We start from the raw sequence: 26,414 nt of genomic DNA, 5'->3' as shown, positions 1-26,414 counted from the left end.
CCGAAGCGAAGGTGCCGGCGAACGATGCCCATGATGCGGTCGCCGCTCTGCGCGACGTCTACAACCCTCGCCGTCTCCAGGTCGGCCAGCGCGTCACGGTTCTGTTCGAACCGCGCCGCAGCGGGGCCCGCAAGTTCGTAGGCTTGGAGTTCGCGCCCGATCCGCTGCGGTCGGTATCGATCGCGCGCAACGGCGATGCCGGTTTCACCTCCAGCCAGATCGAGAAGCCGGTGACGCGCAAGCCGGTCGCGGCGCAGGGCGTCATCCGCTCCAGCCTGTTCGAAGCGGGGGCGCAGGCCCGGGTTCCGATCTCGGTCATGATGGCCTTCCTCCAGAACTTCTCCTATGACGTCGACTTCCAGCGCGACCTGCAGCCGGGCGACCGCTTCGAGGTGATGTATGAGAAGCTGATCACCGCCGACGGCACCGAGGCGGGCGAAGGCGAGTTGCTGTACGCGTCGCTGACACTGAGCGGCGAGGACATGCCGATCTACCGGTTCAAGACCCGCGACGGGCGGATCGACTATTACAATGGCGACGGCGAGAGCATCCGCCGCGCCCTTCTGCGCACCCCGATCGACGGCGCCCGCATCACGTCGGGCTTCGGCATGCGCCGCCACCCGATCCTGGGCTTCAGCAAGATGCACAAGGGCGTGGATTTCGGAGCGCCGTCGGGTACGCCGATCTACGCCGCCGGCCGCGGCACCATCGAGCTGGCAGAGCGCAACAGCTCCTACGGCAATTATGTCCGCATCCGCCACAACACCGAGATCTCCACCGCCTACGCCCATATGAGCCGCTTCGCCAAGTCGATCCGCCGCGGTGCGCGGGTCGATCAGGGCGACATCATCGGCTATGTCGGCTCCACCGGGCGGTCAACCGGTCCGCACCTGCATTACGAGGTGCTGAAGGGCGGGCAGCCGGTGAACCCGCGCTCCGTCGACCTGCCGACCGGCGAGAAGCTGGAAGGGCGGGAACTCCAGAACTTCCTGCAGGCCCGTCGGGCGATCGACAGGCTGTTCGAGGATTCCCGCAGCGGCCTGCAACTGGCGCGCACCCCGGCGCCGGCCTCCCTGGAAGAGAAGGGCTGCAACAAGGCCACAAGCTGCTGATGGCCCACCGCTGATCGGCATGCCGGCGGCGATGGCCGTCGGCAATTGCCGCAAGGTTGCGCCTATTCCTTGTTCATCATGTTCCGGATGGCGCCGACGAATTGCCGCGCGGTGTTCTCGTCATCCAGCATCCTCTGCAGCTTTTCACGGATGATCATCGCCTTCGGCCGCTGCTGCATCGCGCGTTCGATGGCGACATCGGCGTCGCCGGGCTTCAACGGTTCGAGGTCGGACATGGCGGACATCCCGTGCGGAAAGGCTGTGTCGGGTCGGCACGCAGGTAAGGATAGCCGGACCTGGTCAGGCCATCATCAGGCAAAGACCATCAGGGGCGGCAGGGTCAGCGATACCGCCCGACGGTCGTGACTGCCCGACGGGTCGTGCGGCGGCGCCGGATCAGGCCGGCGGCAGGGCGGAGGTCGCCTCTTCCACCTGGGCGAAGGTCGGACGGTATTCCGGTTCCAGCACGTTGCGCGCGTATTCGACCGAGATTGCCGGCGCGTAGCCGGACAGATGCGCGATCAAGCCGGTCTTCATCGCGTGATAGTACCTGCCTTCGGCGTGGTAGATGTTCTTCAGGCCGCTGGCGATGGGGGCGAGGAAGCCGTAGGCGACCAGAATGCCGGTGAAGGTGCCGACCAGCGCGCCGCCGATCAGCTTGCCCAGCACCTCCGGCGGTTCGGTGATTGAGCCCATGGTGTGAATCACGCCCAGCACCGCGGCGACGATGCCCAGCGCCGGCACCGCATCGGCAACCGCCTGGATGGCGTCGGCGATGCGCTGGTGTTCGTGGTGCATCGTCTCGATATCCTCGTCCATCAGGTCGACCAGTTCGTGGGGGTTGTCGGCGCCCAGCGACATCAGACGGAGATAGGTGCAGAGGAAGGCGATGGCGTGGTGATCGCCGTAGAATTTCGGGAACTGCTGGAAAAGCGGGGAATCCTCCGGCTTTTCGATGTGCTGTTCCAGCGCCAGCAAGCCCTTGGTCTTCGCGATCTTGAAGACCTGGTACATCATGGTGAGGACCTCCAGGAAGTCCTCCTTCTTGTATTTCGGACCCTTGAAGAGGTGGCCCAGCTCCTTGCCGGTGTGGGTGACCACGGATTTGGGGTTGGCGATGAAGAACGCCCCGGCGGCCGATCCAAGAATGATCATGAACTCGAACGGCATCCACAGCACGCCCATGTGGCCGCCGCCGAGGATATACCCGCCGAACACGCTGACCACCACGATGACCAAACCGATGATCACGAACATCCGGTCTTCTCCCTACCCCTGCCCGCCACGGACCGCAGGATGATCCGACCGACAGAAGGCCGGAGATCGGTTGAGTTTCCGTAAACCACCCGTACGGTCTACCGCCTTCGCGACAGGCCGCGCGATCCTACCGGTGCGGATGGGTCCTGTCACGAAGGGACTGGGGGCGCAGGCTTTTCAGGCTTCGCGGACCGGTGGCCGGGCGGAAGCAGGGTGCCGGCGGCGACCCGGGCGCCGCAGGGAGGACACAGGATGGTCACAGCCGGAATGCGGGAACGCCCCGGCGCCCGGACATGGCCGGGCAGCGGGGCGCTTGAAGCATGCGGGCCGTCAGCGGAGCGGAATGTTCATCTGGATGTTGACGCCCGGCGGCGGCGGCGGGGCGTAGACGACGGGGGGCGGCGCATAGGATGGCGCATAGACGACGCGCGGCGGGGGCGGCGGAGCGGGAACCACGACCACGGGCGGCGGCGCGCCATAGATGACGACCGGGCGGCGGTCGTCATGGCGGTGATGGTGCTTCTTCTTGTGCTTGTGATGGCCCCAGGCATGGCCGCGGCGATGGTCCCCCGGATCGGCGAAGGACGGCGTCGACAGAGCGGCGCCGAGCAACAGGACGGCAACCGCGGCACCGGCCGTCCTGGCGACGGTTCCGGCCACACGACGCACGGCCTTTGACGGCGTCCGGGGAGTCTTCAAGGTGGCTCCGGCGTTCATCGGCCTGTTCTCCTCGGCTGGGCTTGTGGCGGCTGGGCTTGTGGCGGCTGGGCTTGCGTCGGCTGGGTGTTGATGGCGGCCGTGACAGAGACGGGGCGAAATGCCGCGTACCCATTTCGATGGGGTAGGCTGTTATGCTCAGGCTTGGGCTGGACCGGGTGAGACATTTTTCGGCTGGTGTCCGGCGGAAAATTGGGCGGGCGGCGGGCTGGCCGCCGCGCATCCTTTCCTGTGAAGCTGTTGTTCGGCGGACGCCGCCGCTACCCATCCGATGGGGGTAGGCCGGATGCGGCGGGCGGGTGAGGCGTCCTTTCCGCCATCCGCTTGATCCGATAGGCACCGGAGAGCGTATCAGGCATCGTATGTAAGGATGCCGCCGTGCCCGCGTCTCCGACGACGCCGATATCGACCCCAGCCGCAGAGCCACGCCGATGACCGTCCAGACCCGCTTTCATGCCGTCATACTGGCCGCCGTGGCTGCGGCCCTTTCCACGATGGGAGCCACCACCGCCATGGCCGCAAGCAGCGCAACCAACGCCTACAACTTCACCTTCCAGGGCATCGACGGACAGCCGCTGCCGCTGTCGCAGTTCGAGGGCAAGGTGATCCTTGTGGTCAACACCGCGTCGCAATGCGGTTTCACCTCGCAATACAAGGGGCTGCAGGCGCTGTGGCAGAGCTACCGCGACCGTGGGCTGGTGGTGCTGGGCGTGCCGTCCAACGACTTCGGCGGGCAGGAGCCGGGGAATGCGGACCAGATCAAGGACTTCTGCGAGGTCAACTACCGGATCGATTTCCCGATGACCGATAAGACGGTGGTGTCGGGTGACGGCGCCCACCCCTTCTACCGCTGGGCGTCGGACGAGATGGGCTTCCTCGCCAAGCCGCGCTGGAACTTCCACAAATATCTGGTCGGCCCGGACGGCAGGCTGGTGTCCTGGTTCTCCACCGTGACCGGCCCCGAAGCGGACAAGGTGCGCGAGGCGATCGAGAAACTGCTGCCGGAGAAAACGCCGAAGTCGTAAGGCAGGCAGCGGATCGGCGAAGCTCCCTCCCCTACTCCACCGCCTGACGCAGCGCCGCGGCACCCGCCCAGGGGGCGAGCGGCAGGGCGGCGGCGAGGATGCCGGCGAGCAGCAGCAGGTGCGGGCGCGGGGTCAGGCTGTTGATGGCGGCGTCGATGGCTCCGGCGCCGAAGATCAGCACCGGGATGTAGAGCGGCAGGATCAGCAGCGACAGCAGCACGCCGCCGCGCCGCGCCCCCAGAGTCAGCGCGGCGCCGATGGAGCCGATCAGGCTGAGGATCGGCGTGCCCAGCGTCAGGGTCAGCACCAGGACGCCGAAGCCCTGCGCATCCATGTTCAGCAGGACGGCCAGCAGCGGGGCGGCGACGATCAGCGGCACGCCGGTCACCAGCCAATGGGCCAGCGTCTTCGCCAGAACCGTGGCCTCCAGCGGCAGGGAGGACAGCGACAGAAGCTCCAGCGAGCCGTCCTCGTAATCGGTCTGGAACAGCCGCTCCAGCGACAGCAGCGACGCGAGCAGCGCCGCCACCCAGATCACGCCGGCGGCGATGCGGGCGAGGATGTTCGGCTCCGGCCCGACGCCGAAGGGGAACAGCACCACGCACAGGACGAAGAACATGACGGCGATGGTGGCGTCCGACCCCTGGCGCAGGGCCAGCCGCAGGTCGCGCGCCACAAGGCGCAGGAAACGGCTCATCGCACGGTCCTCTCTTCCTCGACTTCCTCCCCGTCGGCGTCCTCGCCAGCCTCTTCATCGTCGGCGAAGGGGGTGAAGTCGTCCAGATGCAGTTCCTCGCCGCCGGGGGTGGCGATGTCGGTGTGGGTGGACAGCACCACCATGCCGCCTTCGGCCCGGTGTTCGGCGATCAGCCCCTCGAACAGGGCGATGGCGGCGCGGTCGAGCGCCACGGTCGGTTCGTCGAGCAGCCACAAGGTCGCAGGGGCGGCCAGCAGCCGCGCCAGGTTCAGCCGGCGCTTCTGCCCCGCCGACAGGTAGCGGCCCGGAACCCCGGCGATGTGCGGCACCCCCAGCCGGTCGAGCGCGGCCCGCGCGTTGGCGGCCGGATCGGCGGCCCCGGCCAGCGCCGCCCAGAAGGCAAGGTTCTCCGCCGCCGTCAGCACGGGCTTCACCGCGTCCAGATGGCCGACATACTGCACCCGCGCCCGGTGGCCGTCGGGATCCTCGGAAACCGACACGCCATCCCAGCCGAGCGTGCCGCGCAGCGGCTTCAGCAGACCGGCCATCACCCGCAGCAGGCTGGACTTGCCGCTGCCGTTGGGGCCGAGCAGCACCAGCGCGCCGCCGGGAGCGATGCGGAACTCCAGCCCGGTGAAGACCAGCCGGTCGCCACGCAGGCAGGTCAGCTCGGATCCGGAAAAAACGGGCATGGGACGGGTCGCGCCTCCGATTGAAGGAGGCGCTGCTATAGCACAGGGCGGGGGAAAAGCCGGAGCAAGAATGGCGTCGCCGCTGGATGGGCCACGCAAAGAAAAAGGCCACCGCGAGGGGGTTCTCGCGATGGCCGCGCGCCCGGCCGGGTCCGGCCAGACGATGCTCGGTGGAACGGCGTCCGTTCGTCGCTGCGCTGGCGCTTGGGGGAACGCCGGTGCGCGCGACATGCGTCGCCGGTTGCTTGAAGTGAAACCTAATGGGAGAAAGTGGCAAAATTTGGATGCAGCTCGATTGATCGAAAGTTGCCCTTCGGCGGACAGACAACATCACGACGCTATACCCCCATGCGCAGAACGCAACGCAGGGGTGTTGTCAACGGCGGGGGCGAAGCCGGGCCGCTTGTTCTGAATCAACGTTTTATTCCGCCGCCCTGCCGCATCCTGGCGCCGTCGTTCCCCCGCCCCGGGGAGTGTCGCGGCTTACCCGCAGTCCATCCGGGGCATGCCTGAACCCCGCCCAACCGTGTTCAGCGAGCGAGTCCTCCCATGTCGGCCTTCATGTTGGCCTTCACGTCGGCCTTCGCAGACATTCTCCAGGCCATGCCGCCGATCGCGCGGGTGGTCCTCATGCTCGGCCTGGTGTCGGCGGCCGGCGTGGCGCTCGGCCACATCAGGATCCGGGGGGTCGGGCTCGGCATCGGCGGCGTGCTGTTTTCCGGCATCGCCGGCGGCCACATCGCCAAGCAGGCGGGCGTCTCCTTCAATCCGGAGATGATGGACTTCATCCGCGACTTCGGGCTGATCCTGTTCGTCTACACCATCGGCATCCAGGTCGGCCCCGGCTTCTTCGCGGCATTGCGCCGCACCGGGCTGGCGCTGAACGGGCTGGCTCTGCTGATGGTGGGATCGAGCATCCTGCTGACCGCGGCGCTGGTCTCGTCGGGGACGCTGTCGCTGGGATCCTCGCTGGGGGTGTTCGCCGGTGCGGTGACCAACGCCCCGGCGCTCGCCGCCACCCAGCAGGTCCTGACGGAGGTCGGGGCCGGGGCGGCGGTGATGGCCCTGCCCGGCCTCGCCTTCGCCGTCACCTACCCCTTCGGCATCGCCGGCAATCTGCTGGCGATGGCCGCCGTCCGCACCCTGTTCCGCATCGACCCGGAGGCGGAGGCCACCCGGTTCGAGGAGGCACGGCGCGCCGAGGTGTCCAGGCTGGAAACGATGGATCTCGCCGTGCGCAACCCGGAACTGGAGGGCAAGGCGCTCGGCTCCATCGATCTGCTGCGCGGCCAGGGGGTGGTCGCCTCGCGCCTGCTGTGCGACGGCAAGCTCTGCGTTCCCCGCGACGGCACCCGCCTGAAGCTGGGCGACGTGCTGCATGTGGTCGGGCCGCGGCCGAAGCTGGAGCAGGTGCGGGCCCTGCTGGGGCAGGAGTTCGAACGGCCGCTGACCACCAGGGGCACAGACCTGAAATGGGAGCGCATCGTCGTCACCAGAAAAGCGGTGCTGGGCAAGTCGATCGCCGCCCTGAACCTGCAGGAGGCCCATGACGTGGTGGTCAGCCGCGTCAACCGGTCGGGCGTGGAACTGGTGCCGACCCAGGCGCTGAAGCTGCAGTTCGGCGACATCCTGACGGTGATCGGCCGGCCCGAAAGCCTCGCCGCCGTCGGGCAGATCTTCGGCAACTCCGCCCACAGGCTGCAGCAGGTGGAGATGATCCCGCTGTTCCTGGGCATCGCGCTGGGGGCGGCACTGGGCGCCATCCCGCTCTTCCTGCCGGGGATGCCGGCGCCGCTGCGGCTGGGCCTTGCCGGCGGGCCGCTGATCGTGGCGCTGATCCTGGGCCGCGTCGGCCGTATCGGGCCGCTGGTGTGGTTCATGCCGCCCGCCGTCAACCTGGCGCTGCGCGAGATCGGCATCGTCCTGTTCCTGGCCGTGCTGGGCATCGCGTCGGGCGACCGCTTCGTCGCCACGCTGGCGAGCGGCGCCGGATGGCCGTGGATGATGTGGGGCGTGCTGGTGACGCTGGTGCCGCTGCTGCTGACCGGGCTGATCGCGCGCGGGCTGATGAAGCTGAATTTCCTGACCATCTGCGGCGTGCTGGCCGGCGCCCAGACCAACCCGCCGGGGCTGGCCTATGCCAACGCGCTGGTCGCGTCGGAGGCTCCGGCGCTGGCCTACGCCACGGTCTATCCGCTGGCGATGTGCCTTCGCATCCTGGGGCCGCAGATTCTGGTACTATTGTTATGGTGACACACCATTTTCCGACACAAGCGGCACAACGGGCGCGGCGTGTGAAATCCGCGTTGCGGAACGCCCGCGCCCCGGTCTAGCCTGTGCCGCAATGGTCAGACCATAACCAGTCCCCACAACCCTGCCGGTTTCCACGCATGCATCGCCATCCCCCCGTCAGCGACTCCGCACCCGCCGCCGTCGTCGTGGAGGATTTGCACAAGCGGTTCGGCGAGCTGGAAGTGCTGAAGGGCGTGTCGCTGACCGCCCGCGAAGGCGACGTGATCACGCTGATCGGCTCCTCCGGTTCGGGCAAGAGCACGCTTCTGCGCTGCATCAACATGCTGGAGATCCCGGACGAGGGGCGCGTCATCATCGGCGGCGAGACCATCGGGCTGAAGAAGACGCGCCGCGGCGTCACCGTTCCCGCCGACACGCGCCAGGTGGAGCGCATCCGCACCAGCCTCGGCATGGTGTTCCAGGGCTTCAACCTCTGGACCCACATGACGATCCTGGAAAATGTGATCGAGGCGCCGGTGCATGTGCTGGGCGTGCCGAAGGCGGAGGCGATCGACCGCGCCCGCAGGCTTCTGGACAAGGTCGGCATCCTGGCGAAGGCCGACGCCTACCCGGTCCAGCTGTCGGGCGGGCAGCAGCAGCGCGCGGCCATCGCGCGGGCGCTCGCCATGCAGCCGAAGGTGATGCTGTTCGACGAACCGACCTCGGCGCTGGACCCCGAGCTGGTCGGCGAGGTTCTGCGCGTCATCCGCCAGCTGGCGGACGAAGGCAGCACGATGATCCTGGTGACGCACGAGATGGGCTTCGCCCGCGAAGTGGCGTCCAAGGTGGTGTTCCTGCACCAGGGGCGGATCGAGGAGGAGGGGTCACCCGACAAGGTGCTGACCAACCCGGACTCGGACCGGGTGCGGCAGTTCCTCTCGCGCCATCTGTCCGGCGCGGCGTGAGGGGTCGGGGCAGAGGGCAGGACCGGACCGTCAGAAACAGCCCGGCCCCGAAAAGGGCCAAAGAGCGGGCGAACCGAACAGAGGAGTGTGTTCGTTGAAGAAGATCGTTTCGGCCCTGGCGCTGGGCGCCATGATGGCTGTGGCCGCAGCGGGCGCCGCCGGCGCCAAAGAGTGGAAGACGGTCCGCATCGGCAGCGAGGGCGCCTATCCTCCGTGGAACGCCACCGACACCTCGGGCAAGCTGATCGGCTTCGATATCGACCTCGCCACCGACCTGTGCACGCGCATGAAGGTCACCTGCGAGTTCGTCGCCCAGGACTGGGACGGCATCATTCCGGCCCTGCAACAGGGCAAGTACGACGCCATCATGTCGGCGATGACCATCACCGACGAGCGCAAGAAGGTCATCGACTTCTCGGCCGCCTACGGCACCGAGCCGTCGGTCTTCGCCGTGCCGGTCGACTCGCCGCTGGCCAAGGCGCTGAGCCTCGGCGCCGACCGCATCAACCTGAACGACCAGGCCGCCGCCAAGCCGGTGCTGGACAAGCTGGCCGAGGCGCTGAAGGGCAAGTCCGTCGGCGTCCAGGTGTCGACCATCCAGGCCGACTTCATGGACAAGCATCTGCCGAATGTGACCATGCGCACCTACGACAAGATCGACAATGCCGGCATCGATCTGAACACCGGCCGCGTCGACGCCATGCTGGGCGACCGGTCGGTGGTCGAGGAGGTGCTGAAGGCCACGCCGGGCAAGATGGTCATCGTCGGCCCGAACTTCATCGGCGGTGTGATCGGCGAGGGCATGGGCGTGGCCCTGCGCAAGGACAACGCCGACCTGAAGGCGATGTTCGACAAGGCCATCGGCGAGGCTCTGCAGGACGGCACCGTCAAGAAGCTGAGCACGCAGCATTTCGGCTACGACATCTCCCCCAAGTAAGGCGACCAGGCAAGGCGGACCCACGGTCCGCCCGTCTGAACGGAACGGCGCCCGGCGGCCCTTGCGGCAACCGGGCGCCGCCCGTTGCCTGATCGCCGTTAGCTGACCCCGTACGGCCGGCCTTCCGCGCCGCGCCCGGCGGGCCTTACCGGGCGTGCCAATGCTGGAACTCCTTCTTTTCGGTCCCAACGGCTGGGGCGGACAGCTGCTGATAGGAACCGCGATGACGGTCGCGGTCTCCGTGCTGGCCTTTGCCTTCGGCGTCCTCGTCGGGTCGCTGGGCGCCTCGGCCAAGCTCAGCCACTCCATGCCGTTGAATGTGGTGGCCGACATCTACACCACGGTCGTCCGCGGCATCCCCGAACTGCTGGTCATCTATCTGCTGTTCTTCGGCGGCAGCAGCGTCGCCACCTCCATCGCCTCCGCCTTCGGCTATAACGGGCGGGTCGACCTGGACGCCTTCACCATCGGCGTGCTGGCGGTCGGGCTGATCTCCGGCGCCTATTCGACGGAGGTGATCCGCGGCGCGGTGCAGGCGGTCCCCTTCGGCCAGATCGAGGCGGCGCGCGCCTGCGGGATGAGCCGCTGGCTGATCCTGCGCCGGGTGCTGGTGCCGCAGACCCTGCGCTACGCCCTGCCCGGCCTCGGCAATGTCTGGCAGCTGACGCTGAAGGACACGGCGCTGGTGTCGGTGACGGCGCTCGCCGAACTGATGCGCGTGACCCATCTGGCGGCCGGCGCCACGCGCCAGCCCTTCCTGTTCTACGCGACCGCCGCCGTGCTGTACCTGCTGCTGACCAGCATTTCGACGGCGCTGTTCAACCGCGCCGAAATCTTCGCCAACCGCGGCGTCCGGAGGGCATGAGGCCATGAACTGGCAACTGATGTGGGACAGCCTGCCCCGCATGCTCGGCGGATTGTCGCTGACGCTGCAGCTGGTCGTCGGATCGCTGGCGCTCGGCGCGCTGTTGGCCTTCGGCGTCGCGCTTCTGCGGCTGTCGGGCAACCGCGTGGTGGAGACGCTGGCCGCGTCCTATGTCTTCGCCTTCCGCGGCACGCCGCTGCTGGTGCAGATCTTCCTGGTCTATTACGGGCTGGGCCAGTTCGAGTTCATCCGCGAGAGCATCCTCTGGCCCTTCCTGCGCGAACCCTACTGGTGCGCCATCCTGGCGCTGACGCTGAACACCGGCGCCTACACCAGCGAGGTTCTGCGCGGCGCCATCCTGTCGGTGCCCCAGGGGCAGGTGGAGGCCGCGCGGGCCTGCGGCATGTCGCGGGCGCTGGCCTTCCGCCGCATCGTGCTGCCGGTGGCGATCCGCCAGATGCTGCCGGCCTACGGCAACGAGGTGATCTTGATGGTGAAGGCGACCTCGCTCGCCAGCACCATCACGCTGATGGAGGTCACCGGCATCGCCCGGCGCATGATCTCCCAGACCTTCGCGGTCTTCGAGCTGTTCATCGTCGCCGGGGCGATCTATCTGGCGCTGAACTTCGTCGCCACCCGCCTGATCAAGTTCGCCGAATGGCGCCTGACCCCCTATCTGCGGGCGCGGGCGTAAGTAAGGATAGCGCCGTCTCCCCCAACGGAAGATCCCCTCTCCCCCAAGGAGGAGGGGCAGGGAGGAGCGGCAGGTTGAGGGGGAGCGCACAGCGTCGATCCCCGAGTATCCTTACCTGAGAAAACGAAAACGCCGCGGCCCGTCCCGTTGACGGCCGCGGCGCATCCCCCTCACTCCGATCCTCTCCCGCCTTCGGCGGGCCTCCGGTCCGCTGAAGGCGGGAGAGGGAGTGTTTCCTTACTGCCCCAGCATCTCGAAGGTCGGCGGCGCCGGGTCCACCACGCGGGCGCCGGTCGGCGTGACCTCCATCACCGCCAGCCCGCGTTCGACCATGCCGTCGGCGCGCAGGCGGAACAGGCCGTCCAGACCCTCGAAGCCGTTGGGATTGGTCATCGCCATGCGGTCGAAGGGCACCGGGCTGCCGCTGCGGGTCAGCACCGCGGCGATGGAGGTCGCGTCATAGGCCAGCGTGGCGATGCGCGGCGGCTTGCGGCCATAGACCTGCTCGAACTGCGACTCGAAGCGGGCGCGGGTCTGCGGCGCCGGCGCGGCGTACCAGGCGCCGACCAGCGCCGGCTCCTGCCCCAAAGCGCCTTGCGAGCTGTCGTCCCACAGGCCGGTGCCCAGCAGCTTGACCTGCTGCGGCTGCACGCCGTTGGTCGCCAGCGCCTGGGCGATGCCCTGGGCGCGCTGCCCGCCTTCGGCCAGCATCACCGCCTGCGGCTGGGGCGTCACCTGCGCGACCTGCTTGGCCGGGACCGACAGGTCGGTGACGGCCGGGTCGTAGCGTTCGACCTGGGTGGTCATGGTGCCGAGCCGCGGGCCGATGGTCTGCATGGCATTCACCACCGCATCGCCATAGGGGGAGCGCGGCGCCAGCACGGTGAAGCGCGTCACCCCGCGCGAACGGGCGTAACCGGCGACGCGGCTGACCTGATCGGCCGGGACGAAGCCCAGCACATAGGTGCCGTTGCCGGCCTGGGCGGCGTCGTTGGTGAAGGCCAGCACGTCGACGCCGGCGTTCTGGGCGATGGGACGCACCGCGGCGACGTCGGCGGCGAACAGCGGGCCGATGATCAGGCGGGCGCCTTCGGCCAGCGCCTGGCGCGCGGCGTCGGCGGCCCCGTTCGGCGTGCCCTTGGTGTCGCGCGGCAGAAGCTGCATCTGGTCGCCGGCCATGTCGAACAGCGCCATTTGCGCCGCGTCCAGCATGGCCTGTCCGATGGCGGCGCTCTGGCCGCTGAGCGGCACCAGGAACGCCACCTTGACGGGGTTCTGCGCGTCGGGCAGGGGAGCCGCCGGAGACGGGACCGGTTCTGGCCCTTGTGCCACCCGCGGCGGCGCGCTTACAGTCGAGCAGGCCGACAACAGGCCGGCGACCAGCAAGGCTGCCACGCCGTGACGTTTCAGACCCTGTGAGAAAGCTGTTGCCAAGCGTGCCACCAATCATCTCCACATCTGCTGAAACGGCCGCCGATACCGAAGGCGAGACCCAAGCCATGGTTCAAAGTGGCGCTCAAGGTAGCCCCCTCGCCGCGCCAAGTAAACTCGCGGGCGGACTCTATGTGGTCGCTACCCCCATCGGAAACGCAGCGGACATCACGCTGCGGGCGCTCGACACGCTGAAGCGGGCCGACGCCATCGCCTGCGAGGACACGCGCGTCACCGCCAAGCTGATGGGCATCCACGGCATCCACACCCCCTTCGTCTCCTACCACGAGCACAACGCCGCAAAGATGCGTCCGGTCCTGATCGAACGCATGAAAAAGGGCGAGGCCATCGCGCTGGTCACCGACGCCGGCACACCGCTGGTTTCCGACCCCGGCTACAAGCTGGTGCGGGAATGCGTGGCGGAAGGGGTGGCGGTGACCACCCTGCCCGGCGCCTCCGCCCCGCTGGTGGCGCTGGTGCTGTCCGGCCTGCCGACCGACCGCTTCCTGTTCGCCGGCTTCCTGCCGAACAGGAGCAGCGCGCGCCGGGCCACCGCCGGAGAGCTGAAGGGCGTGCCCGCCACGCTGGTCTTCTTCGAATCGCCGCAACGCCTGCCGGAGTCGCTGGCCGACCTCGCCGACATCCTGGGCCCGCGCGAGGCCGCCGTCGCCCGCGAACTGACCAAGCTGTACGAGGAGGTGCGGCGCGGCACCCTGCCGGAACTGGCGGCCCATTACGCCGAGGCCGGCCCGCCGCGCGGCGAGGTCGTGCTGGTCATCGGTCCGCCGGGAGAGGAGGCGACGCCGGGAGAGGCCGACGTCGACGCCCTGCTGCGCGAGGCGCTGACCCGCCTTTCGGTGCGCGACGCCGCCGCCGACGTCGCCGCCCGCACCGGCCAGCACAAGCGCACCGTCTATGCCCGCGCGCTGGAATTGCAGCGTGAGGAGAAGACGAAATGACCGATCTGGATGCGCGGCGCCTGCGTGCCGAAAGCCTGGGCCGCCGGGCGGAGGCGCTGTGCCGCCTGTCGCTTCGGCTGCGCGGCTACCGCATCCTGGCCAGCCGCCTGCGCACGCCGATGGGCGAGATCGACATCGTGGCGAAGCGCGGAAAGACCATCGCCATCGTCGAGGTGAAGGCGCGCGGCGACTGGGACACCGCGAACGAGGCGCTGAACGCCCGCCAGCGCGGCCGGCTGGCCCGCGCCGCCCATGCCTTCCTGGGCGCCAACCCGCGCTATGCCGGCTATGTCTTGCGCTTCGACGTGATGCTCGTTACCCCTTGGGCCTGGCCCCGTCATCTGGTCGATGCCTGGAGAGCGTGAGGGGTGGAATTTGAGAGGGCGACAGTCTTGAGCAACCGCGCGGAAGCCCGCGAAATCCTGCGCCGCATCGGCGACCAGCCGGACGACGAGATCGATCTGGCCGAAGCCGCCCTGGCACTGGGCGCGCTGGAACTGCCGAACGCCGACCTCGCCCCCTACCGTGCCCACATCCGCGCCATCGTCGAGGATCTGGCCGCCCGCGTCGCGGCGCAGGATCCGGCCCGAAATCCCGACGCCGACAGTCTGGAGACGCGCATCGCCCACCTGCACGCGGTGATCGGCGGGCGCCACGGCTATTCCGGCGACCACGACACCTATGACGACCTGCAGAACGCCAACCTGCTGCGGGTGATCGACCGCCGGCGCGGCCTGCCGGTGGCGCTGGGCATCCTCTACATGCACGCCGCCCGCTCGCAGGGCTGGCCGATGGTGGGGCTGAACTTCCCCGGCCATTTCCTGGTCCGCATCGAGAAGGACGGCGCCCGCGCCATCCTCGACCCCTTCAACGAGGGGCAGACCCGCAGCGTCGTCGACCTGCGCGACCTGCTGAAGGCCACCGCCGGCAGCGCCGCCGAGCTGGAGCCCGGCCATTACCAGCCGGTGTCGAACCGCGACGTGCTGCTGCGCCTGCAGAACAACATCAAGCTGCGCCACCTGTCGGCGCATGAGGTGCCGAAGGCGCTGGAGGTGCTGGAGGCGATGCGCCTGTTCGCCCCGCACGAGCCGGCGCTGTGGCGCGAGACCGGCCTTCTGGAGGCCCATGCCGGCAAGCTGAAGGACGCCATCACCGCGCTGGAGACCTTCATGGCGCTGACCGGCGACGACCATCACCGGCACCAGACCGCCTCTCTGATCCAGCAGTTGAAGAACCGCCTGAACTGACCCCGTGCCAAAGGGACCCGTCATGAGCCTCGCCGTCGCCTTCCAGATGGACCCCATCGAGTCGATCAACATCGACACCGATTCCAGCTTCATGATGGCGCTGGAGGCGCAGAAGCGCGGCCATCGCCTGTACCACTACCATCCGCGCGACCTGATCCTGACCGGCAACCGCCTGACCGCCCGCGTCCGCGAGATGACGGTGGTGCGCCAGCGCGGCGCCCACTACACGCTGGGCGAGCCGGTGGCGACCGACCTGTCGACGATGGACGTCATCCTGCTGCGGCAGGATCCGCCCTTCGACATGGCCTACATCACCTCCACCCACCTGCTGGAGCATGTGCAGCCCAAGGTTCTGGTGGTCAACGACCCGGCCGAAGTGCGCAACGCGCCGGAAAAGCTGTTCATCACCAAGTTCCCCGACCTGATGCCGCCGACGCTGATCACCAGCGACAAGCAGGCCATCCTCGACTTCCGGGCGGAGCACAAGGACATCATCGTCAAGCCGCTGTTCGGCAACGGCGGCGCCGGCGTCTTCCACCTGAAGCCGGACGACGAGAATCTGGGATCGCTGCTGGAGCTGTTCACCCAGCTCTACCGCGAGCCGGTGATCGTCCAGCGCTACCTTCCGGAAATCCGCCAGGGCGACAAGCGCATCATCCTGGTCGACGGCGAGCCGGTGGGCGCCGTCAGCCGCATGCCGCTGGAGGGCGAGGCCCGCGCCAACTTCCACGCCGGCGGCAGCGCCCGGAAGACCGAACTGACCGCGCGCGAGCGCGAGATGTGCGCCGCCATCGGCCCGGTGCTGCGCGAGAAGGGTCTGGTCTTCGTCGGCATCGACGTGATCGGCGATTACATGACCGAGATCAACGTCACCTCCCCGACCGGCATCCAGGAGATCAACCGCCTGAACGGCGTCCAGCTGGAAGCCCTGCTGTGGGATGCCATCGAGCGCCGCCGCGCGGGTAAGTCGGGTAAGTAAGGATACGGCGCGCGGGAGTGCGGCGGGGGCGGCGGGTCCGCCCCCTCCCGACCGCATGAACGCGGCGGTAGCGCACAGGCAAATTCAATACAACCGGCGCTACCCGTCCGCGACGATCCGCGCGGAGGGCTCCGCTCAGCGCGCCGTGCCTTGACCGGCGGACTTCGGGGGGCGATAACTGCCGCCTCCCAGAGTTTTCGAGCGAGACCACCCGTGAACCGCATTTTCTCCGGCATGCAGCCGACCCGGCAGCTTCACCTCGGCAACTATCTGGGGGCGCTGCGCAACTGGGTGGATCTGCAGAACAGCTACGAATGCATCTTCTGCGTCGTCGACCTGCACGCGCTGACGATCGACCAGGACCCGGAGGTCCTGCGCAACAACATCCGCGAGGTCGCCGCGGCCTACATCGCCGCCGGCATCGACCCGGACAAGAACATCCTGTTCAACCAGTCGGTCGTCTCCGGCCATGCCGAGCTGGGCTGGATCCTGTCCTGCCACACGCCGCTGGGCTGGCTGAACCGCATGACGCAGTTCAAGGAAAAGGCCGGCAAGCAGAAGGACATGGCCAATCTGGGCCTGTACGCCTATCCCACCCTGATGGCCGCCGACATCCTGCTGTACAAGGCCACCCATGTGCCGGTGGGCGAGGACCAGAAGCAGCATCTGGAACTGGCGCGCGACATCGCCGGCGCCTTCAACCGCCGCTATGAGACGGAGTTCTTCCCGCTGCCCGAGCCGCAGATCCTGGGCGAGGCGACGCGGGTGATGAGCCTGCGCGACGGCAAGAAGAAGATGTCGAAGTCGGACGAGTCCGAATATTCGCGCATCAACATGACCGACGACGCCGACACCATCGCGCAGAAGATCCGCAAGGCGAAGACCGACCCGGAGCCGCTGCCGGAAACCGTGACCGAGCTGGAGGCCCGTCCCGAGGCCGACAACCTCGTCACCATCTACGGCGCGCTGGCCAGCCAGTCGCGCGAGCAGGTGCTCGCGCAGTTCGCAGGATCCCAGTTCTCCGACTTCAAGAAGTCGCTGGTCGACCTGTCGGTGGACAAGCTGGCGCCGATCACCACCCGCATGAAGGAACTGCTGGCCGACAAGGCGGAGATCGACCGGCTGCTGAAGAAGGGCGGCGAGCGCGCCGCCGCCATCGCGGATAAGAACCTGAACGACGTGAAGGACATCATCGGCCTGCTGCGGCCGTAAGGACGTCCCGCCCGTGACGGCCCCCATCCTGCTCACCGGCTTCGCGCCGTTCGGGACAGCCCCGGACGGCGAAGCGGATCCTTGTCCCGCCGGTCATCCCTGGGCAGCCGATCCGACCGCCCTGCTGATGGCCCGGCTGGCGGGGGAGCCGGGGGTCGTCACCGCCACCCTTCCCCCTGTGTACGATGCCTGCGGCGAAGCCTTCGCCGACCTGCTGGCCGAACACCGGCCGCTGGCGGCGCTCGGCTTCGCCTATTGGGAAGCGAGCGATTACATCCGGCTGGAACGTCTGGCCTGGAACCGCGACGAAAGCCCGCTGCCGGACGCCGCCGGCACGGTGCGCGAACACGCCGACATCGTGCCGGGCGGACCGGCCGCCTATGGCAGCACCCTGCCGGTGCCGCGGGTGATGCGGGAATTGTCGATGGCCGGGCTGCCGGTGACCTTCGGCGATTTCTCCGGCGGCTTCCTGGGCAACCATCTGTTTTACCGGGCGCGCCACATCATCGAGAGCGCCGACCTGGATATCCCCTACGGCTTCTTCCACATGCCGCCGCTGCCCGAACGGGCCAAGGACTTGCGGCGCTTCGGCGGGCTGGCGCTGGAACGGCAGGAACTGGCGGCGCGCACGCTGGTGGGAATGCTGCGCACGGCGCTGAACGGGATCGCTTGACCTTAGAACTCAGGCCGATTTGGCGGGACGGCGCTGGTCGGGCGGGTTCACGATGGCGCGCAGCGCGTCCAGGAACTCGCGGCCCTTGTCGGTCAGCGTGACGATCTTGCGGCGGCGCTCGCGCGGGTCTTCCTGCGCCTGCACCAGATCGAGGCCGGCCTTGCCGAAGCTGTGCCAACGGCTGAGCGCCGCGACGTTGCGCGACGCGGAGGATTGGGCGATGCCCAGGCGTTCCGCCAGTTCGCCGATGGAGATGCCTTCGCTCTGCGCGATGGTCATGAAACTCAGCGCATACTGGATGGGCAGGTCGGGGTCGAGCTTGCGGAACGCCTCAAGCACCTGGACGACGGTAAGGACCTCGTCATGACGAACGCGGGCCGGCATTCAGCAGGTCTCCGCGGCGCCGCGCGCTATGCAGCGCGGGAGGGTGGTCCCCAGCGGGCCGGTGTGTAGATGATGTTCAGGCGTCCAAGCCATAGGATGACTTCCCCGTTTTCGCGCCGAAGGTCGAAGGACCCGGCCGGCGATGCCCAGCGGGCGTGTTCAACGAAGAGACGGTGACCGCAAAAGCCCAGAAAGACACACATGGGATCCTCTCGATATCCGGAATTCACGTTCGAAGGGTGCGGGAAGGAGACGGGCCGGCTGGGCATGATGGGCGGCGTTGACGGCCGGATCGCCCGATCGGCGAGTCCAGGCGGTGGTTACGATGGCTTTCATCGATACTCTCCAGGGGTTGAATGATGCCGGCTTGGGAGGCCGGCGGATCCGGTATCGCCGCTCAGCGATACGGTTGCAAGGTCAAAAATGTCCGCGCGTCCGATAGGTTCCGATCGCGGATGGGAAAGGGCGGAAGACGGCAAATGAGCGGAGGTTCTTCGGCTTCCCCCGTCTCCCCGTCCGCCAGTCCGATGTCGCGCCGCAGGTGATCGCACAATCGGCCCGGCCCGGAAGATGCTCCGGAATCGAGCCAGCGGCTCCGCAACGCCGTCCACAAGGTCGGCATGATCTGCTCCTTTGCCTGGGAGGCCGCGAAAGCCGGGGCCTCTGGAAGCGAAATAGTTCCGCAGTCGGATGTGTTCCGTCAACCTGTCCGTCGGTGAACCGGCCCGTCCGTCCGGGAGCGGCGTGACCATTGCCGCACGCCTGTGGCAAATCGGCACCGCTCTCGCGCGGTTTCACCAGCGGACGGGATGGCGGCGGGCATCACTGGACAAGCGGGGGGCTGGTCGGTCAAACAAAGCCGTCGGTAAACGCCTTCGGCGGTACTCCGTTCATCGGCCCTCTATCCCCATCGGTTCCGGATCGTCCATTCGTGTTGATCGCCCTTCCCCCCCTATGGCCGAGAGCGGTGGCGGCGGCGATGGCCGTCGCGACGATGGCGGCGCTGTGGAGCGGGCCGGCGGCGGCGGAGGCGCGCTTCACCCCCGGACCCTGCTGGTTCACCGTGCCGGAAGGCGAGGCGGCGTTGTGCGGAACGGTTGCGGTTCCGGAACGGCGCGACCGCCCCAACAGCCGCAGCCTGCGCCTGCCGGTCGCCGTACTGCTCAGCACCGCCCGCCAGCCCGACCCCGACCCCGTTCTGTTCCTGGAGGGCGGCCCCGGCGCCTCCCCCTTCGGCAGCAGCGAGGCGACGGAAGAGCGGATGGAGGTGTGGTGGGATCTGTCGGCCCCCTTCCGCCGCACCCGCAACCTGATCCTGTTCGATCCGCGCGGCGTCGGCCGGGCGGAGCCGGACACCGATTGCCCCGAACTGGACGGCGTCGCCCCCAGCCGCGGCACCCGGCCGTTGACGCGCGAACAGCGGGCGGCGGCGGAGCGGGCGGCGGTCAGCGCCTGCGCCACCCGGCTGGCGGCCGCCGGGCTGGACGGCACCCAGTTCTCGACCCCCGTCGCGGCGGAGGATGCGCTGGACATCGCCACCGCGCTGGGCGCCCAACGGTTCAACCTGTTCGCGGTTTCCTATGGCACGCGGGTCGGGCTGGAGATCCTGCGGCGGCAAGGCGGCCGTGTCCGCACCGCGGTGTTCGACGGTGTCTACCCACCCGACGTCAACGCGCAGGAGGAGGCCGCCTGGCTGGCCCAGCGGGCCTACCGCCGGCTGTTCGACGATTGCGCCGCCAACCGCGGCTGCCGGTCGGCCTTCCCCGATCTGGAAAAGCGTTTCCTCACTCTGGTGGAGCGGCTGGACCGCAACCCGGTCGACATCGTCGTCGGCGACCACGAGACGCGCCGCGCCCTGCGGCTGACCGGCGGGATGGCGATCGCCGCCGGGCTCGAAGCGCTGGCGATCAGCGAGGCGGTCCCCCTCGTGCCGGCCATCATCGACCGCGCCGCCCGCGGCCAGTATGCGGCCCTGGCGGAATGGGCGCCGACCAGTTGGCTGGGCAGCCCGGAAATCGCCGACGGCATGGTCTTCTCCACCGAATGCCGGGAGTCGGTCAACAGCGCCGAGCCGCTGAAGCGCGCTGACAATGCCCGCCGCCATACGCCCTACGGCCTCGTTGCCGCCGACGATCCCGGCCAGCGCGTCTGCCGCCTGTGGCCCGCCGGCCATCAGGAACCGGCCGAACGGCTGCCGGTCGCCAGCCCGACTCCCGTCCTGTTGATGTCCGGCGCCTACGACCCGGTCACTCCGCCGGAATGGGGCGACCGCGCCGCCGCGACCCTGCCCAAGAGCCGCCATCTGGTCTTCCGCGCCGCCAGCCACATCGTGACCTCAAGCGAGGATTGCGCCATGGCTGCCGCGGTGACCTTCGTCGAGCAGGAGTCCGTGCCGGCCACCGTCTGTCCGGGAGCGGCCAAGCCGCCGGTGTTCGAGCGGCCTTGAAACCGTCGGGATCGGCTGCTCCTTCCCGCCTCACCGCCCCGGCGCGATCCGCCGGTAGCTCAGCGCCTCGGCGATGTGGCGGCGCTTCACCCCCTCCACCCCATCAAGATCGGCCAGCGTCCGCCCCACCCGCATCACCCGGTGGTAGCCGCGGGCCGACAGTTTCAGCCGTTCCGCCGCCTCGGTCAGCAGGGCACGGCCGGGAGCGTCGGGGGACGCCACCTTTTCCAGCAATTCGCCGTCCGCCTCGGCGTTCGTCCGCACCGTCCGCCCGGCCGGGTAAGGACCGAAACCGCCATAGCGCTCCGCCTGGATGGCGCGGGCGACGGCGACGCGGGCGGCGATGTCGGCGCTGCCCTCCGCCGGGGGCGGCAGGCTGAGATCGGCGGGGCTGACCGCCGGAACGTCGATATGCAGGTCGATGCGGTCGAACAGCGGCCCGCTGATCTTCGACTGGTAGTCGGCGGCGCATTTCGGCGCGCGGGCGCAGGCGAGCGAGGCGTCGTCGAGATGGCCGCAGCGGCAGGGGTTCATCGCCGCCACCAGCTGCACGCGCGCCGGATAGGTCACGTGGTGGTTGGCGCGGCTGACCACCGCCTTGCCGGTTTCCAGCGGCTGGCGCAACGCCTCCAGCAGCGGGCGCGGAAATTCCGGCAGCTCGTCGAGGAACAGAACGCCCTGGTGCGCCAGCGAGATTTCCCCCGGCTTGGCCCGCGTGCCGCCGCCGACCAGCGCCGGCAGGCTGGCGGACTGGTGCGGGGCGCGGTAAGGGCGCTGGCGCAGCAGCCTCCCCTCCTCCAACAGCCCGCCGACGCTGTGGATCATCGACACCTCCAGCGCCTCCGCCGGGTCGAGCGGCGGCAGCAGGCCGGGCAGGCGGGCGGCCAGCATCGACTTGCCGGAGCCGGGCGGACCGATCATCAGCAGATTGTGCGACCCGGCGGCGGCGACCTCCAGCGCGCGCTTGGCCGTCTCGTTGCCCTTGACGTCGCGCAGGTCGGGCGGCGGCGCGTCCTGTTCCTGCAGCCGCGGCTTGGGCGGGGTCAGCACCTGCGTGCCCTTGAAATGGTTGATGAGGGCCAGCAGGTTGGCCGGCGCCAGCACGTCGAGATCGGGACCGGCCCAGGCGGCTTCCCCGCCGCAGGCAGCCGGGCAGATCAGGCCGCGGTCGCTGGCCAGCGCGTCGATGGCGGCGGGCAGCACGCCGGCCACCGGAGTCAGCGCGCCGTCCAGCGCCAGCTCGCCCAGCGCCACATAGCGGGCGATCTCAGCATCCGGCAGCACGCCCATCACCGTCAGCAGGCCGAGCGCGATCGGCAGGTCGAAATGGCTGCCCTCCTTCAGCACGTCGGCGGGGGCGAGGTTGACGGTGATGCGCTTGGCCGGCAGCGCCAGCCCCAGCGCGTGCAGCGCGGCGCGCACCCGCTCCCGGCTTTCGCCCACCGCCTTGTCGGGCAGGCCGACGACAGTGAAGGCGACGAGCCCGCCGGACATCTGGACCTGGACGTCGATCCCCAGCACCTCGATGCCCTGGAACGCCACCGTATTGACGCGCGCAACCACCACCGCACCCCGGAAGAGACGCCCTTGCGGGCATAACACACGCTATTGTAGTCACAGCCACATGATTGCGCCAGCGCGGGGTGAAGATCCGCAGCCTTTCCCGCCCCATCATACCCGCCCGGCGCAGGGAACGGTTGCCGCGGCCGACACGCCGCCTAACATGAGACCGAACGCCTTCCCGGCACGCATCGTCGAAAAGGATCCGCCACCGTGCAGCTTCACCTGAGCACCTGGGCCGAGGTCGAGACCTACCTGAAGACCTCCAAGGGCATCATCATGCCGATCGGCTCGACCGAGCAGCACGGGCCGAACGGGCTGGTCGGCACCGACGCCATCTGCGCCGAGTTCATCGCGAAGGGGGTCGGCGACGCCACCGGCGCGCTGGTCGGCCCGACGATCCCGGTCGGCATGGCCGTCCACCACATGGAATTCCCCGGCTCGATGACGCTGAAGCCGTCGACGCTGATCGCGGTGCTGCGCGACTATGTCGGCTCGCTGGCCGAACACGGGTTCCAACGCTTCTTCTTCGTCAACGGCCATGGCGGCAACATCGCCACCCTGCGCGCCGCCTTCTACGAGATCTATGCGGAGAACCGGGCGCTGCGCGGCCGCGATGCCCCGGATCTGCGCTGCACCCTGGTGAACTGGTGGGAGAACGGCGAGGTCGGCCGCCTGTCGCGCGAGCTGTACCAGGGCAGGGAAGGCTCGCACGCCACGCCCAGCGAGGTGTCGGTCACCCAGTACGCCTATCCCGATTCGATCAAGAGCGCGGCGATGGAGCCGGAACAGGCGCCGGCCGGCGGATTTTACGATGCCCGCGACTTCCGCCGCCGCCACCCCGACGGCCGCATCGGCTCCGCCCCCGGCCTTGCCCGCCCCGAGCACGGCCAGCGCCTGTACGAGGCCGCGGTCGGCGCCATCAGCGCCCAGTACCGCGCCTACCTGGCGGAGCAGTAAGGACGCTCCATGGTCGCAGGCGAGCGCGGCAACTTCGCCCCGCACGTTGATTCGGCGATTGGACCTGCCTAAATTCGGACCGTTCGGCGGGATTTCCGATCCACGTCGACCGATTGCGAAACGACGGCCCAGAAAAGACCGCCCACAGAAAAGACGGCCCGACGTCCATGATCAACGAGCTGAACCAGCGATCGCGCGAGATCTTCCGGCTGATCGTCGACGCCTATGTGGCGTCCGGCGAACCGGTCGGGTCGCGCACCATTTCGCGGCGGCTTGGCATGGCCTTGTCGCCCGCGACCATCCGCAACGTGATGGCCGACCTGGAGGAGCAGGGGCTGCTCTACGCCCCGCACACCTCGGCCGGCCGCATCCCGACCGACGCCGGCCTGCGCATGTTCGTCGACGGCCTGCTGGAGATCGGGTCTCTGACCGAGGACGAGCGCGCCTCGATCGAAGCGAAATGCTCCGCCTCCGGCCGCGCCTTCGCCGACGTGCTGGGCGAGGCCTCCGCCATGCTCTCCGGCCTGTCGCACTGCGCCGGGCTGGTGGTGGCGCCCAAGACCGACCGGCCGCTGAAGCACATCGAATTCGTGTCGCTCGGCCCCGGCCGCGCCCTCGTCGTTCTGGTGAACGAGGATGGGCTGGTCGAGAACCGGGTGATCGAAGTGCCGATGGGGGTTCCCACCTCGACCCTGCAGACGGTCTCGAACTTCCTCAGCGCCAAGCTCGCCGGCCGCACGCTGGAGGAGGCCCGGCAGGAGGTTCTGCAGGAGATCGAGCAGCAGAAGACCCAGTTGGACGAGCTGTCGCGCAAGGTGGTCGCCGCCGGACTGGCCACCTGGGCCGGCTCCGGCGGGGCGAATGCCGGCCAGCTGATCGTCCGCGGCCAGTCCCGCCTGCTGGAGGACGTCACCGCCCTGTCGGATCTGGAGCGCGTGCGCGCCCTGTTCGAGGCGCTGGAAACCAAGGAGACGATGCTGCGCATGCTGGACGCCACCGGCCGCGGCGACGGCGTGCAGATCTTCATCGGGGCGGAGAACGTGCTGTTCAACCACTCCGGCTGTTCGATGATCATCTCCCCGTTCCAGAACAGCCGCGAACAGGTGATCGGCGCCATCGGGGTCATCGGCCCGACCCGCATCAACTACGCCCGCATCATTCCGCTGGTGGATTACACCGCCAAGGTGGTCAGCCGGCTGATCGGCTGACCGCCCACTCGCCTCACTCCCCGCCATACGACCAGGCAAGAATCGAGAAAACCATGAGCGAAGAGCAGAACAAGCCCGCCGACGCCACCGTGGAGCCGACCGAGGCCACCGCCGAGACCGCCAACACGGCCGCCGCCAACGGTGCCGATGCCGGTTCGCCCGAGGACCGCGTCGCCAAGCTGGAGGCCGAGGTCGCCAGCCTGAAGGACCAGCTTCTGCGCGCCATGGCGGAGACGGAGAATACCCGCCGCCGTGCCCAGCGCGACCGCGAGGACGCCAGCAAGTTCGCCGTGTCCAGCTTCGCCAAGGAACTGGTGTCGGTCGCCGACAACCTGCGCCGCGCGCTGGAGGCCGTGCCCGCCGAAGGCCGCGAGAAGGACGAGATGCTGAAGAGCCTCGCCGTCGGCGTCGAGGCGACCGAACGCCAGCTGTTCGCCGCCTTCGACCGCGCCGGCATCAAGAAGCTGGACCCGACCGGCGAGCCGTTCGACCCGAACTTCCATCAGGTCATGTTCGAGATCGAGAACACCGGCAAGGCCGCCGGCACCGTCATCCAGGTGCTGCAGCCCGGCTACACCATCCACGGCCGCCTGCTGCGCGAGGCGATGGTCGGCGTCGCCAAGGGCGGTGACGCCGGCGGCCAGCATGTCGATACGAAGGCGTAAGCATTCAGTATCCGCCAAGCCCCCGGTTCAGCGGCGATGCCGCCGGGCCGGGGGCCTGGCGTTGTTCGTCATAGGGGACGCCAGCGGTTGACGGTCGCCGGGAAATTGCCTAGGCCTTTCCCAAGCCCTTTCGGCCGAGCAACCGGAGCCGCGTTCCATGCCCAAGAGCGTCCTGACCGTCGACGATTCCAAGACCATCCGCGACATGGTCGGATTCACGCTGAAAGGCGCCGGCTATGAGGTGGCGGAGGCGTCGGACGGCAACGCCGGCCTGGCCCTGGTCAACCAGCGCAAGTTCGACTGCATCATCACCGACCTGAACATGCCGGGGCTGGACGGTCTGGCCCTGACCCGCGCCATCCGCGCCTCGGCCACCAACCGCGCCACCCCCGTTCTGCTGCTGACCACCGAAGCCGACCCCGCCAAGAAATCCGCCGGCCGCGAAGCCGGTGCCACCGGCTGGCTGGTGAAGCCGTTCAATCCGGAAAAGCTGGTGGAGACCGTGCGGAAGGTCTGCCCGTAAGCTCTGCCCGTAAGGATGGTTCCATCGACCCTCCCCGGCCATTGACCGGCCGAGGGTTGGGCAGGGTCAGGGAGGGGGCGTCCGCCGCGCCACCAGAAACTCCCCTTCCGGGTCATGCGCGGCGAACCGCCGCTGCGCCGTCCCACGGTCGGCGACGGCATAGCAGTAGACGCAACCGTGCGGGCAGCTGTCGTAGTCACCAATGTCGCGGCTTTCGGCGCACAGGCAACCGGGCCTGTTGCCCTTCTCCCGCGCCGCCACGGCATGGCCCGCCACGTCCGACAGCCGAACCGCATCGACGCAGCGGGCCGGCATCGTGCCGGGCGTGTCCGCCAGCTCCGGCTGGGTGCAGAGGGTCAGCGCCATCCCCTCCCCCGCCGCGATGCCGGCCAAATCCGTCAGCAGGGCGCGCTTCTCCGCCGCCTCCGGGTCGCGCCAGCCGATGCCGGCAGCGGCGAGGTTGCGGGCGGTCTTGCGGTAGGGCTGGAGGAAGGACGCCACCACCTCGTCGGTCACCCCGCGCAGCGCGTGCGCGATGGCGGCGAAGGTTTCGCGGTGCCGGTCCGGCGGCATGGCGTCGCTCAGCACGATGGGGTCGTAGCGCCAGACCGCGGCCCGCGGTCCCCACCGCTCGCGCACCCGCGCCATGTGGCCGACCGCGGTTTCCCAGGCGGGAACCGAGCGTTCCAGCGCCGTCGGCAGGCCGGTGACGCTGTACTGCACGACGAAGGGAAAGCCCCTCTCCGCCACGCTGTCGAGCGCGCCGAGAAACGGCCCCAGATTCTTGGTCCAGAAAATGAAACCGTCGACCGCCGGCCGGGTCAGGTCGATGCGGTAGGTCTGGCCGCCATAGGGGTTGACCATCCGGCAGTAACCGGCGTCCAGGCGGTTCAGGAACCAGCGCCCGTAGAAGGCGGGAATGTCGGTCTTGTAGCTGGCGGAAATGATCATGGTGCCAGCATGGGAATGCCGGC

General features: G+C 68.8%; 27 protein-coding genes (1 of these 27 cut by a window edge). 18 read left to right on the top strand and 9 right to left on the bottom strand.

What is annotated here, in order from left to right; all coding sequences use genetic code 11:
* Nucleotides 1-1,112 carry the 3' portion of a M23 family metallopeptidase gene (locus DM194_RS12180; protein WP_246024218.1) on the top strand. It extends 292 nt beyond the left edge of the window, so only the last 1,112 of its 1,404 coding nucleotides appear in the window; the start codon falls outside the window, past its left edge; it ends in the stop codon at nt 1,110-1,112.
* A gap of 62 nt (nt 1,113-1,174) precedes the next feature.
* On the opposite strand, the gene DM194_RS28100 is transcribed toward DM194_RS12180, so the two are convergent.
* From DM194_RS28100 to DM194_RS12170, 3 genes are all read right to left on the bottom strand, one after another.
* Complete coding sequence (locus DM194_RS28100) at nt 1,175-1,348, bottom strand: hypothetical protein (protein WP_162630008.1); 174 nt, start codon at nt 1,346-1,348, stop codon at nt 1,175-1,177.
* A gap of 160 nt (nt 1,349-1,508) precedes the next feature.
* Entirely contained in the window at nt 1,509-2,369 is an 861-nt protein-coding gene (gene motA, locus DM194_RS12175) for a flagellar motor stator protein MotA (RefSeq protein WP_014249276.1), read from the bottom strand.
* A 330-nt stretch (nt 2,370-2,699) separates the two neighbouring features.
* Nucleotides 2,700-3,086 (bottom strand): hypothetical protein, encoded by a 387-nt coding sequence (locus tag DM194_RS12170; protein WP_176581383.1) that lies wholly within the window; start codon nt 3,084-3,086, stop codon nt 2,700-2,702.
* Between the two features lie 431 nt (nt 3,087-3,517).
* On the opposite strand from DM194_RS12170, the gene DM194_RS12165 reads away from it, so the two are divergent.
* Nucleotides 3,518-4,111 (top strand): glutathione peroxidase, encoded by a 594-nt coding sequence (locus DM194_RS12165; RefSeq protein WP_111067544.1) that lies wholly within the window; start codon nt 3,518-3,520, stop codon nt 4,109-4,111.
* Nucleotides 4,112-4,142: 31 nt separating this feature from the next.
* Here DM194_RS12165 and ccmB read toward each other — a convergent pair whose 3' ends face one another.
* Nucleotides 4,143-4,808, bottom strand: coding sequence for a heme exporter protein CcmB (gene ccmB / locus DM194_RS12160; protein ID WP_111067543.1), 666 nt, complete (start codon nt 4,806-4,808; stop codon nt 4,143-4,145).
* Nucleotides 4,805-5,500, bottom strand: coding sequence for a heme ABC exporter ATP-binding protein CcmA (gene ccmA, locus DM194_RS12155; RefSeq protein ID WP_111067542.1), 696 nt, complete (start codon nt 5,498-5,500; stop codon nt 4,805-4,807). The genes ccmB and ccmA overlap by 4 nt, the downstream gene beginning before the upstream one ends.
* 549 nt (nt 5,501-6,049) lie before the next feature.
* Between ccmA and DM194_RS12150 the strand changes: the two genes are divergently transcribed.
* The 5 genes from DM194_RS12150 (at nt 6,050) to DM194_RS12130 (ending at nt 11,193) form a co-directional block, all read left to right on the top strand.
* On the top strand, nt 6,050-7,753 hold the full coding sequence (locus DM194_RS12150) for a putative transporter (RefSeq protein WP_246024217.1): 1,704 nt from the start codon (nt 6,050-6,052) through the stop codon (nt 7,751-7,753).
* 137 nt (nt 7,754-7,890) lie between these two features.
* Nucleotides 7,891-8,697 (top strand): ABC transporter ATP-binding protein, encoded by an 807-nt coding sequence (locus DM194_RS12145; RefSeq protein WP_111067541.1) that lies wholly within the window; start codon nt 7,891-7,893, stop codon nt 8,695-8,697.
* An 85-nt stretch (nt 8,698-8,782) separates the two neighbouring features.
* On the top strand, nt 8,783-9,634 hold the full coding sequence (locus DM194_RS12140; RefSeq protein ID WP_246024216.1) for a lysine/arginine/ornithine ABC transporter substrate-binding protein: 852 nt from the start codon (nt 8,783-8,785) through the stop codon (nt 9,632-9,634).
* 160 nt (nt 9,635-9,794) lie between these two features.
* Nucleotides 9,795-10,499, top strand: a complete 705-nt coding sequence (locus tag DM194_RS12135; RefSeq protein ID WP_111067539.1) for an ABC transporter permease — start codon at nt 9,795-9,797, stop codon at nt 10,497-10,499.
* A gap of 4 nt (nt 10,500-10,503) precedes the next feature.
* Nucleotides 10,504-11,193 (top strand): ABC transporter permease, encoded by a 690-nt coding sequence (locus DM194_RS12130; RefSeq protein WP_111067538.1) that lies wholly within the window; start codon nt 10,504-10,506, stop codon nt 11,191-11,193.
* A 237-nt stretch (nt 11,194-11,430) separates the two neighbouring features.
* Here DM194_RS12130 and DM194_RS12125 read toward each other — a convergent pair whose 3' ends face one another.
* The gene (locus DM194_RS12125; RefSeq protein WP_111067537.1) at nt 11,431-12,588 is read right to left on the bottom strand and encodes a penicillin-binding protein activator; all 1,158 of its coding nucleotides are present in this window, start codon (nt 12,586-12,588) and stop codon (nt 11,431-11,433) included.
* Between the two features lie 104 nt (nt 12,589-12,692).
* Here DM194_RS12125 and rsmI point away from each other — a divergent pair, with 104 nt between their 5' ends.
* The 6 genes from rsmI (at nt 12,693) to DM194_RS12095 (ending at nt 17,694) form a co-directional block, all read left to right on the top strand.
* Nucleotides 12,693-13,583 carry a 16S rRNA (cytidine(1402)-2'-O)-methyltransferase gene (gene rsmI, locus DM194_RS12120; protein WP_111067536.1) on the top strand — a complete coding sequence of 297 codons (891 nt, stop codon included), beginning with the start codon at nt 12,693-12,695 and terminating at the stop codon, nt 13,581-13,583.
* Nucleotides 13,580-13,948 carry a YraN family protein gene (locus tag DM194_RS12115; protein ID WP_042699844.1) on the top strand — a complete coding sequence of 123 codons (369 nt, stop codon included), beginning with the start codon at nt 13,580-13,582 and terminating at the stop codon, nt 13,946-13,948. Before rsmI ends, DM194_RS12115 begins: the two co-directional genes overlap by 4 nt.
* Nucleotides 13,949-13,975: 27 nt before the next feature.
* On the top strand, nt 13,976-14,830 hold the full coding sequence (locus tag DM194_RS12110; RefSeq protein WP_111067535.1) for a SirB1 family protein: 855 nt from the start codon (nt 13,976-13,978) through the stop codon (nt 14,828-14,830).
* Nucleotides 14,831-14,852: 22 nt separating this feature from the next.
* The gene (gene gshB / locus DM194_RS12105) at nt 14,853-15,809 is read left to right on the top strand and encodes a glutathione synthase (protein WP_111067534.1); all 957 of its coding nucleotides are present in this window, start codon (nt 14,853-14,855) and stop codon (nt 15,807-15,809) included.
* Between the two features lie 213 nt (nt 15,810-16,022).
* Nucleotides 16,023-17,021, top strand: a complete 999-nt coding sequence (gene trpS, locus DM194_RS12100) for a tryptophan--tRNA ligase (protein ID WP_111067533.1) — start codon at nt 16,023-16,025, stop codon at nt 17,019-17,021.
* A 13-nt stretch (nt 17,022-17,034) separates the two neighbouring features.
* Nucleotides 17,035-17,694 carry a pyroglutamyl-peptidase I gene (locus DM194_RS12095; RefSeq protein ID WP_111067532.1) on the top strand — a complete coding sequence of 220 codons (660 nt, stop codon included), beginning with the start codon at nt 17,035-17,037 and terminating at the stop codon, nt 17,692-17,694.
* 9 nt (nt 17,695-17,703) lie between these two features.
* Here the strand turns inward: DM194_RS12095 and DM194_RS12090 are convergent, their stop codons facing one another.
* The gene (locus DM194_RS12090) at nt 17,704-18,078 is read right to left on the bottom strand and encodes a MarR family winged helix-turn-helix transcriptional regulator (protein WP_111067531.1); all 375 of its coding nucleotides are present in this window, start codon (nt 18,076-18,078) and stop codon (nt 17,704-17,706) included.
* Nucleotides 18,079-19,009: 931 nt separating this feature from the next.
* Between DM194_RS12090 and DM194_RS12085 the strand changes: the two genes are divergently transcribed.
* The gene (locus DM194_RS12085) at nt 19,010-20,524 is read left to right on the top strand and encodes an alpha/beta fold hydrolase (RefSeq protein ID WP_246024215.1); all 1,515 of its coding nucleotides are present in this window, start codon (nt 19,010-19,012) and stop codon (nt 20,522-20,524) included.
* A gap of 30 nt (nt 20,525-20,554) precedes the next feature.
* On the opposite strand, the gene DM194_RS12080 is transcribed toward DM194_RS12085, so the two are convergent.
* Entirely contained in the window at nt 20,555-22,087 is a 1,533-nt protein-coding gene (locus tag DM194_RS12080; RefSeq protein WP_111067970.1) for a YifB family Mg chelatase-like AAA ATPase, read from the bottom strand.
* A 210-nt stretch (nt 22,088-22,297) separates the two neighbouring features.
* On the opposite strand from DM194_RS12080, the gene DM194_RS12075 reads away from it, so the two are divergent.
* The 4 genes from DM194_RS12075 (at nt 22,298) to DM194_RS12060 (ending at nt 25,440) form a co-directional block, all read left to right on the top strand.
* Entirely contained in the window at nt 22,298-23,044 is a 747-nt protein-coding gene (locus DM194_RS12075) for a creatininase family protein (RefSeq protein WP_111067529.1), read from the top strand.
* Nucleotides 23,045-23,211: 167 nt separating this feature from the next.
* A complete protein-coding gene (gene hrcA, locus DM194_RS12070; protein ID WP_111067528.1) occupies nt 23,212-24,252 on the top strand; it encodes a heat-inducible transcriptional repressor HrcA in 1,041 nt (346 codons plus the stop codon).
* Between the two features lie 53 nt (nt 24,253-24,305).
* Entirely contained in the window at nt 24,306-24,917 is a 612-nt protein-coding gene (gene grpE, locus DM194_RS12065) for a nucleotide exchange factor GrpE (RefSeq protein WP_111067527.1), read from the top strand.
* Nucleotides 24,918-25,074: 157 nt separating this feature from the next.
* On the top strand, nt 25,075-25,440 hold the full coding sequence (locus tag DM194_RS12060) for a response regulator (RefSeq protein ID WP_109048338.1): 366 nt from the start codon (nt 25,075-25,077) through the stop codon (nt 25,438-25,440).
* A 66-nt stretch (nt 25,441-25,506) separates the two neighbouring features.
* On the opposite strand, the gene DM194_RS12055 is transcribed toward DM194_RS12060, so the two are convergent.
* Nucleotides 25,507-26,391 (bottom strand): DUF1848 domain-containing protein, encoded by an 885-nt coding sequence (locus DM194_RS12055; RefSeq protein WP_111067526.1) that lies wholly within the window; start codon nt 26,389-26,391, stop codon nt 25,507-25,509.
* Nucleotides 26,392-26,414: the final 23 nt, after the last annotated feature.

Source organism: Azospirillum ramasamyi (assembly GCF_003233655.1).
Taxonomy (GTDB): domain Bacteria; phylum Pseudomonadota; class Alphaproteobacteria; order Azospirillales; family Azospirillaceae; genus Azospirillum; species Azospirillum ramasamyi.
This window is presented reverse-complemented; position numbering and strand designations above follow the sequence as displayed.

Coding starts and splice junctions, on each gene's coding strand:
- DM194_RS12150 (WP_246024217.1), top strand. CDS start 6,050: ATGTCGGCCTTCATGTTGGCCTTCACGTCGGCCTTCGCAGACATTCTC.
- rsmI (WP_111067536.1), top strand. CDS start 12,693: ATGGTTCAAAGTGGCGCTCAAGGTAGCCCCCTCGCCGCGCCAAGTAAA.
- DM194_RS12090 (WP_111067531.1), bottom strand. CDS start 18,078: ATGCCGGCCCGCGTTCGTCATGACGAGGTCCTTACCGTCGTCCAGGTG.
- DM194_RS12165 (WP_111067544.1), top strand. CDS start 3,518: ATGACCGTCCAGACCCGCTTTCATGCCGTCATACTGGCCGCCGTGGCT.
- DM194_RS12135 (WP_111067539.1), top strand. CDS start 9,795: ATGCTGGAACTCCTTCTTTTCGGTCCCAACGGCTGGGGCGGACAGCTG.
- DM194_RS12055 (WP_111067526.1), bottom strand. CDS start 26,391: ATGATCATTTCCGCCAGCTACAAGACCGACATTCCCGCCTTCTACGGG.
- ccmB (WP_111067543.1), bottom strand. CDS start 4,808: ATGAGCCGTTTCCTGCGCCTTGTGGCGCGCGACCTGCGGCTGGCCCTG.
- DM194_RS28100 (WP_162630008.1), bottom strand. CDS start 1,348: ATGTCCGACCTCGAACCGTTGAAGCCCGGCGACGCCGATGTCGCCATC.
- ccmA (WP_111067542.1), bottom strand. CDS start 5,500: ATGCCCGTTTTTTCCGGATCCGAGCTGACCTGCCTGCGTGGCGACCGG.
- DM194_RS12130 (WP_111067538.1), top strand. CDS start 10,504: ATGAACTGGCAACTGATGTGGGACAGCCTGCCCCGCATGCTCGGCGGA.
- DM194_RS12115 (WP_042699844.1), top strand. CDS start 13,580: ATGACCGATCTGGATGCGCGGCGCCTGCGTGCCGAAAGCCTGGGCCGC.
- DM194_RS12170 (WP_176581383.1), bottom strand. CDS start 3,086: ATGAACGCCGGAGCCACCTTGAAGACTCCCCGGACGCCGTCAAAGGCC.
- gshB (WP_111067534.1), top strand. CDS start 14,853: ATGAGCCTCGCCGTCGCCTTCCAGATGGACCCCATCGAGTCGATCAAC.
- grpE (WP_111067527.1), top strand. CDS start 24,306: ATGAGCGAAGAGCAGAACAAGCCCGCCGACGCCACCGTGGAGCCGACC.
- hrcA (WP_111067528.1), top strand. CDS start 23,212: ATGATCAACGAGCTGAACCAGCGATCGCGCGAGATCTTCCGGCTGATC.
- DM194_RS12060 (WP_109048338.1), top strand. CDS start 25,075: ATGCCCAAGAGCGTCCTGACCGTCGACGATTCCAAGACCATCCGCGAC.
- motA (WP_014249276.1), bottom strand. CDS start 2,369: ATGTTCGTGATCATCGGTTTGGTCATCGTGGTGGTCAGCGTGTTCGGC.
- DM194_RS12145 (WP_111067541.1), top strand. CDS start 7,891: ATGCATCGCCATCCCCCCGTCAGCGACTCCGCACCCGCCGCCGTCGTC.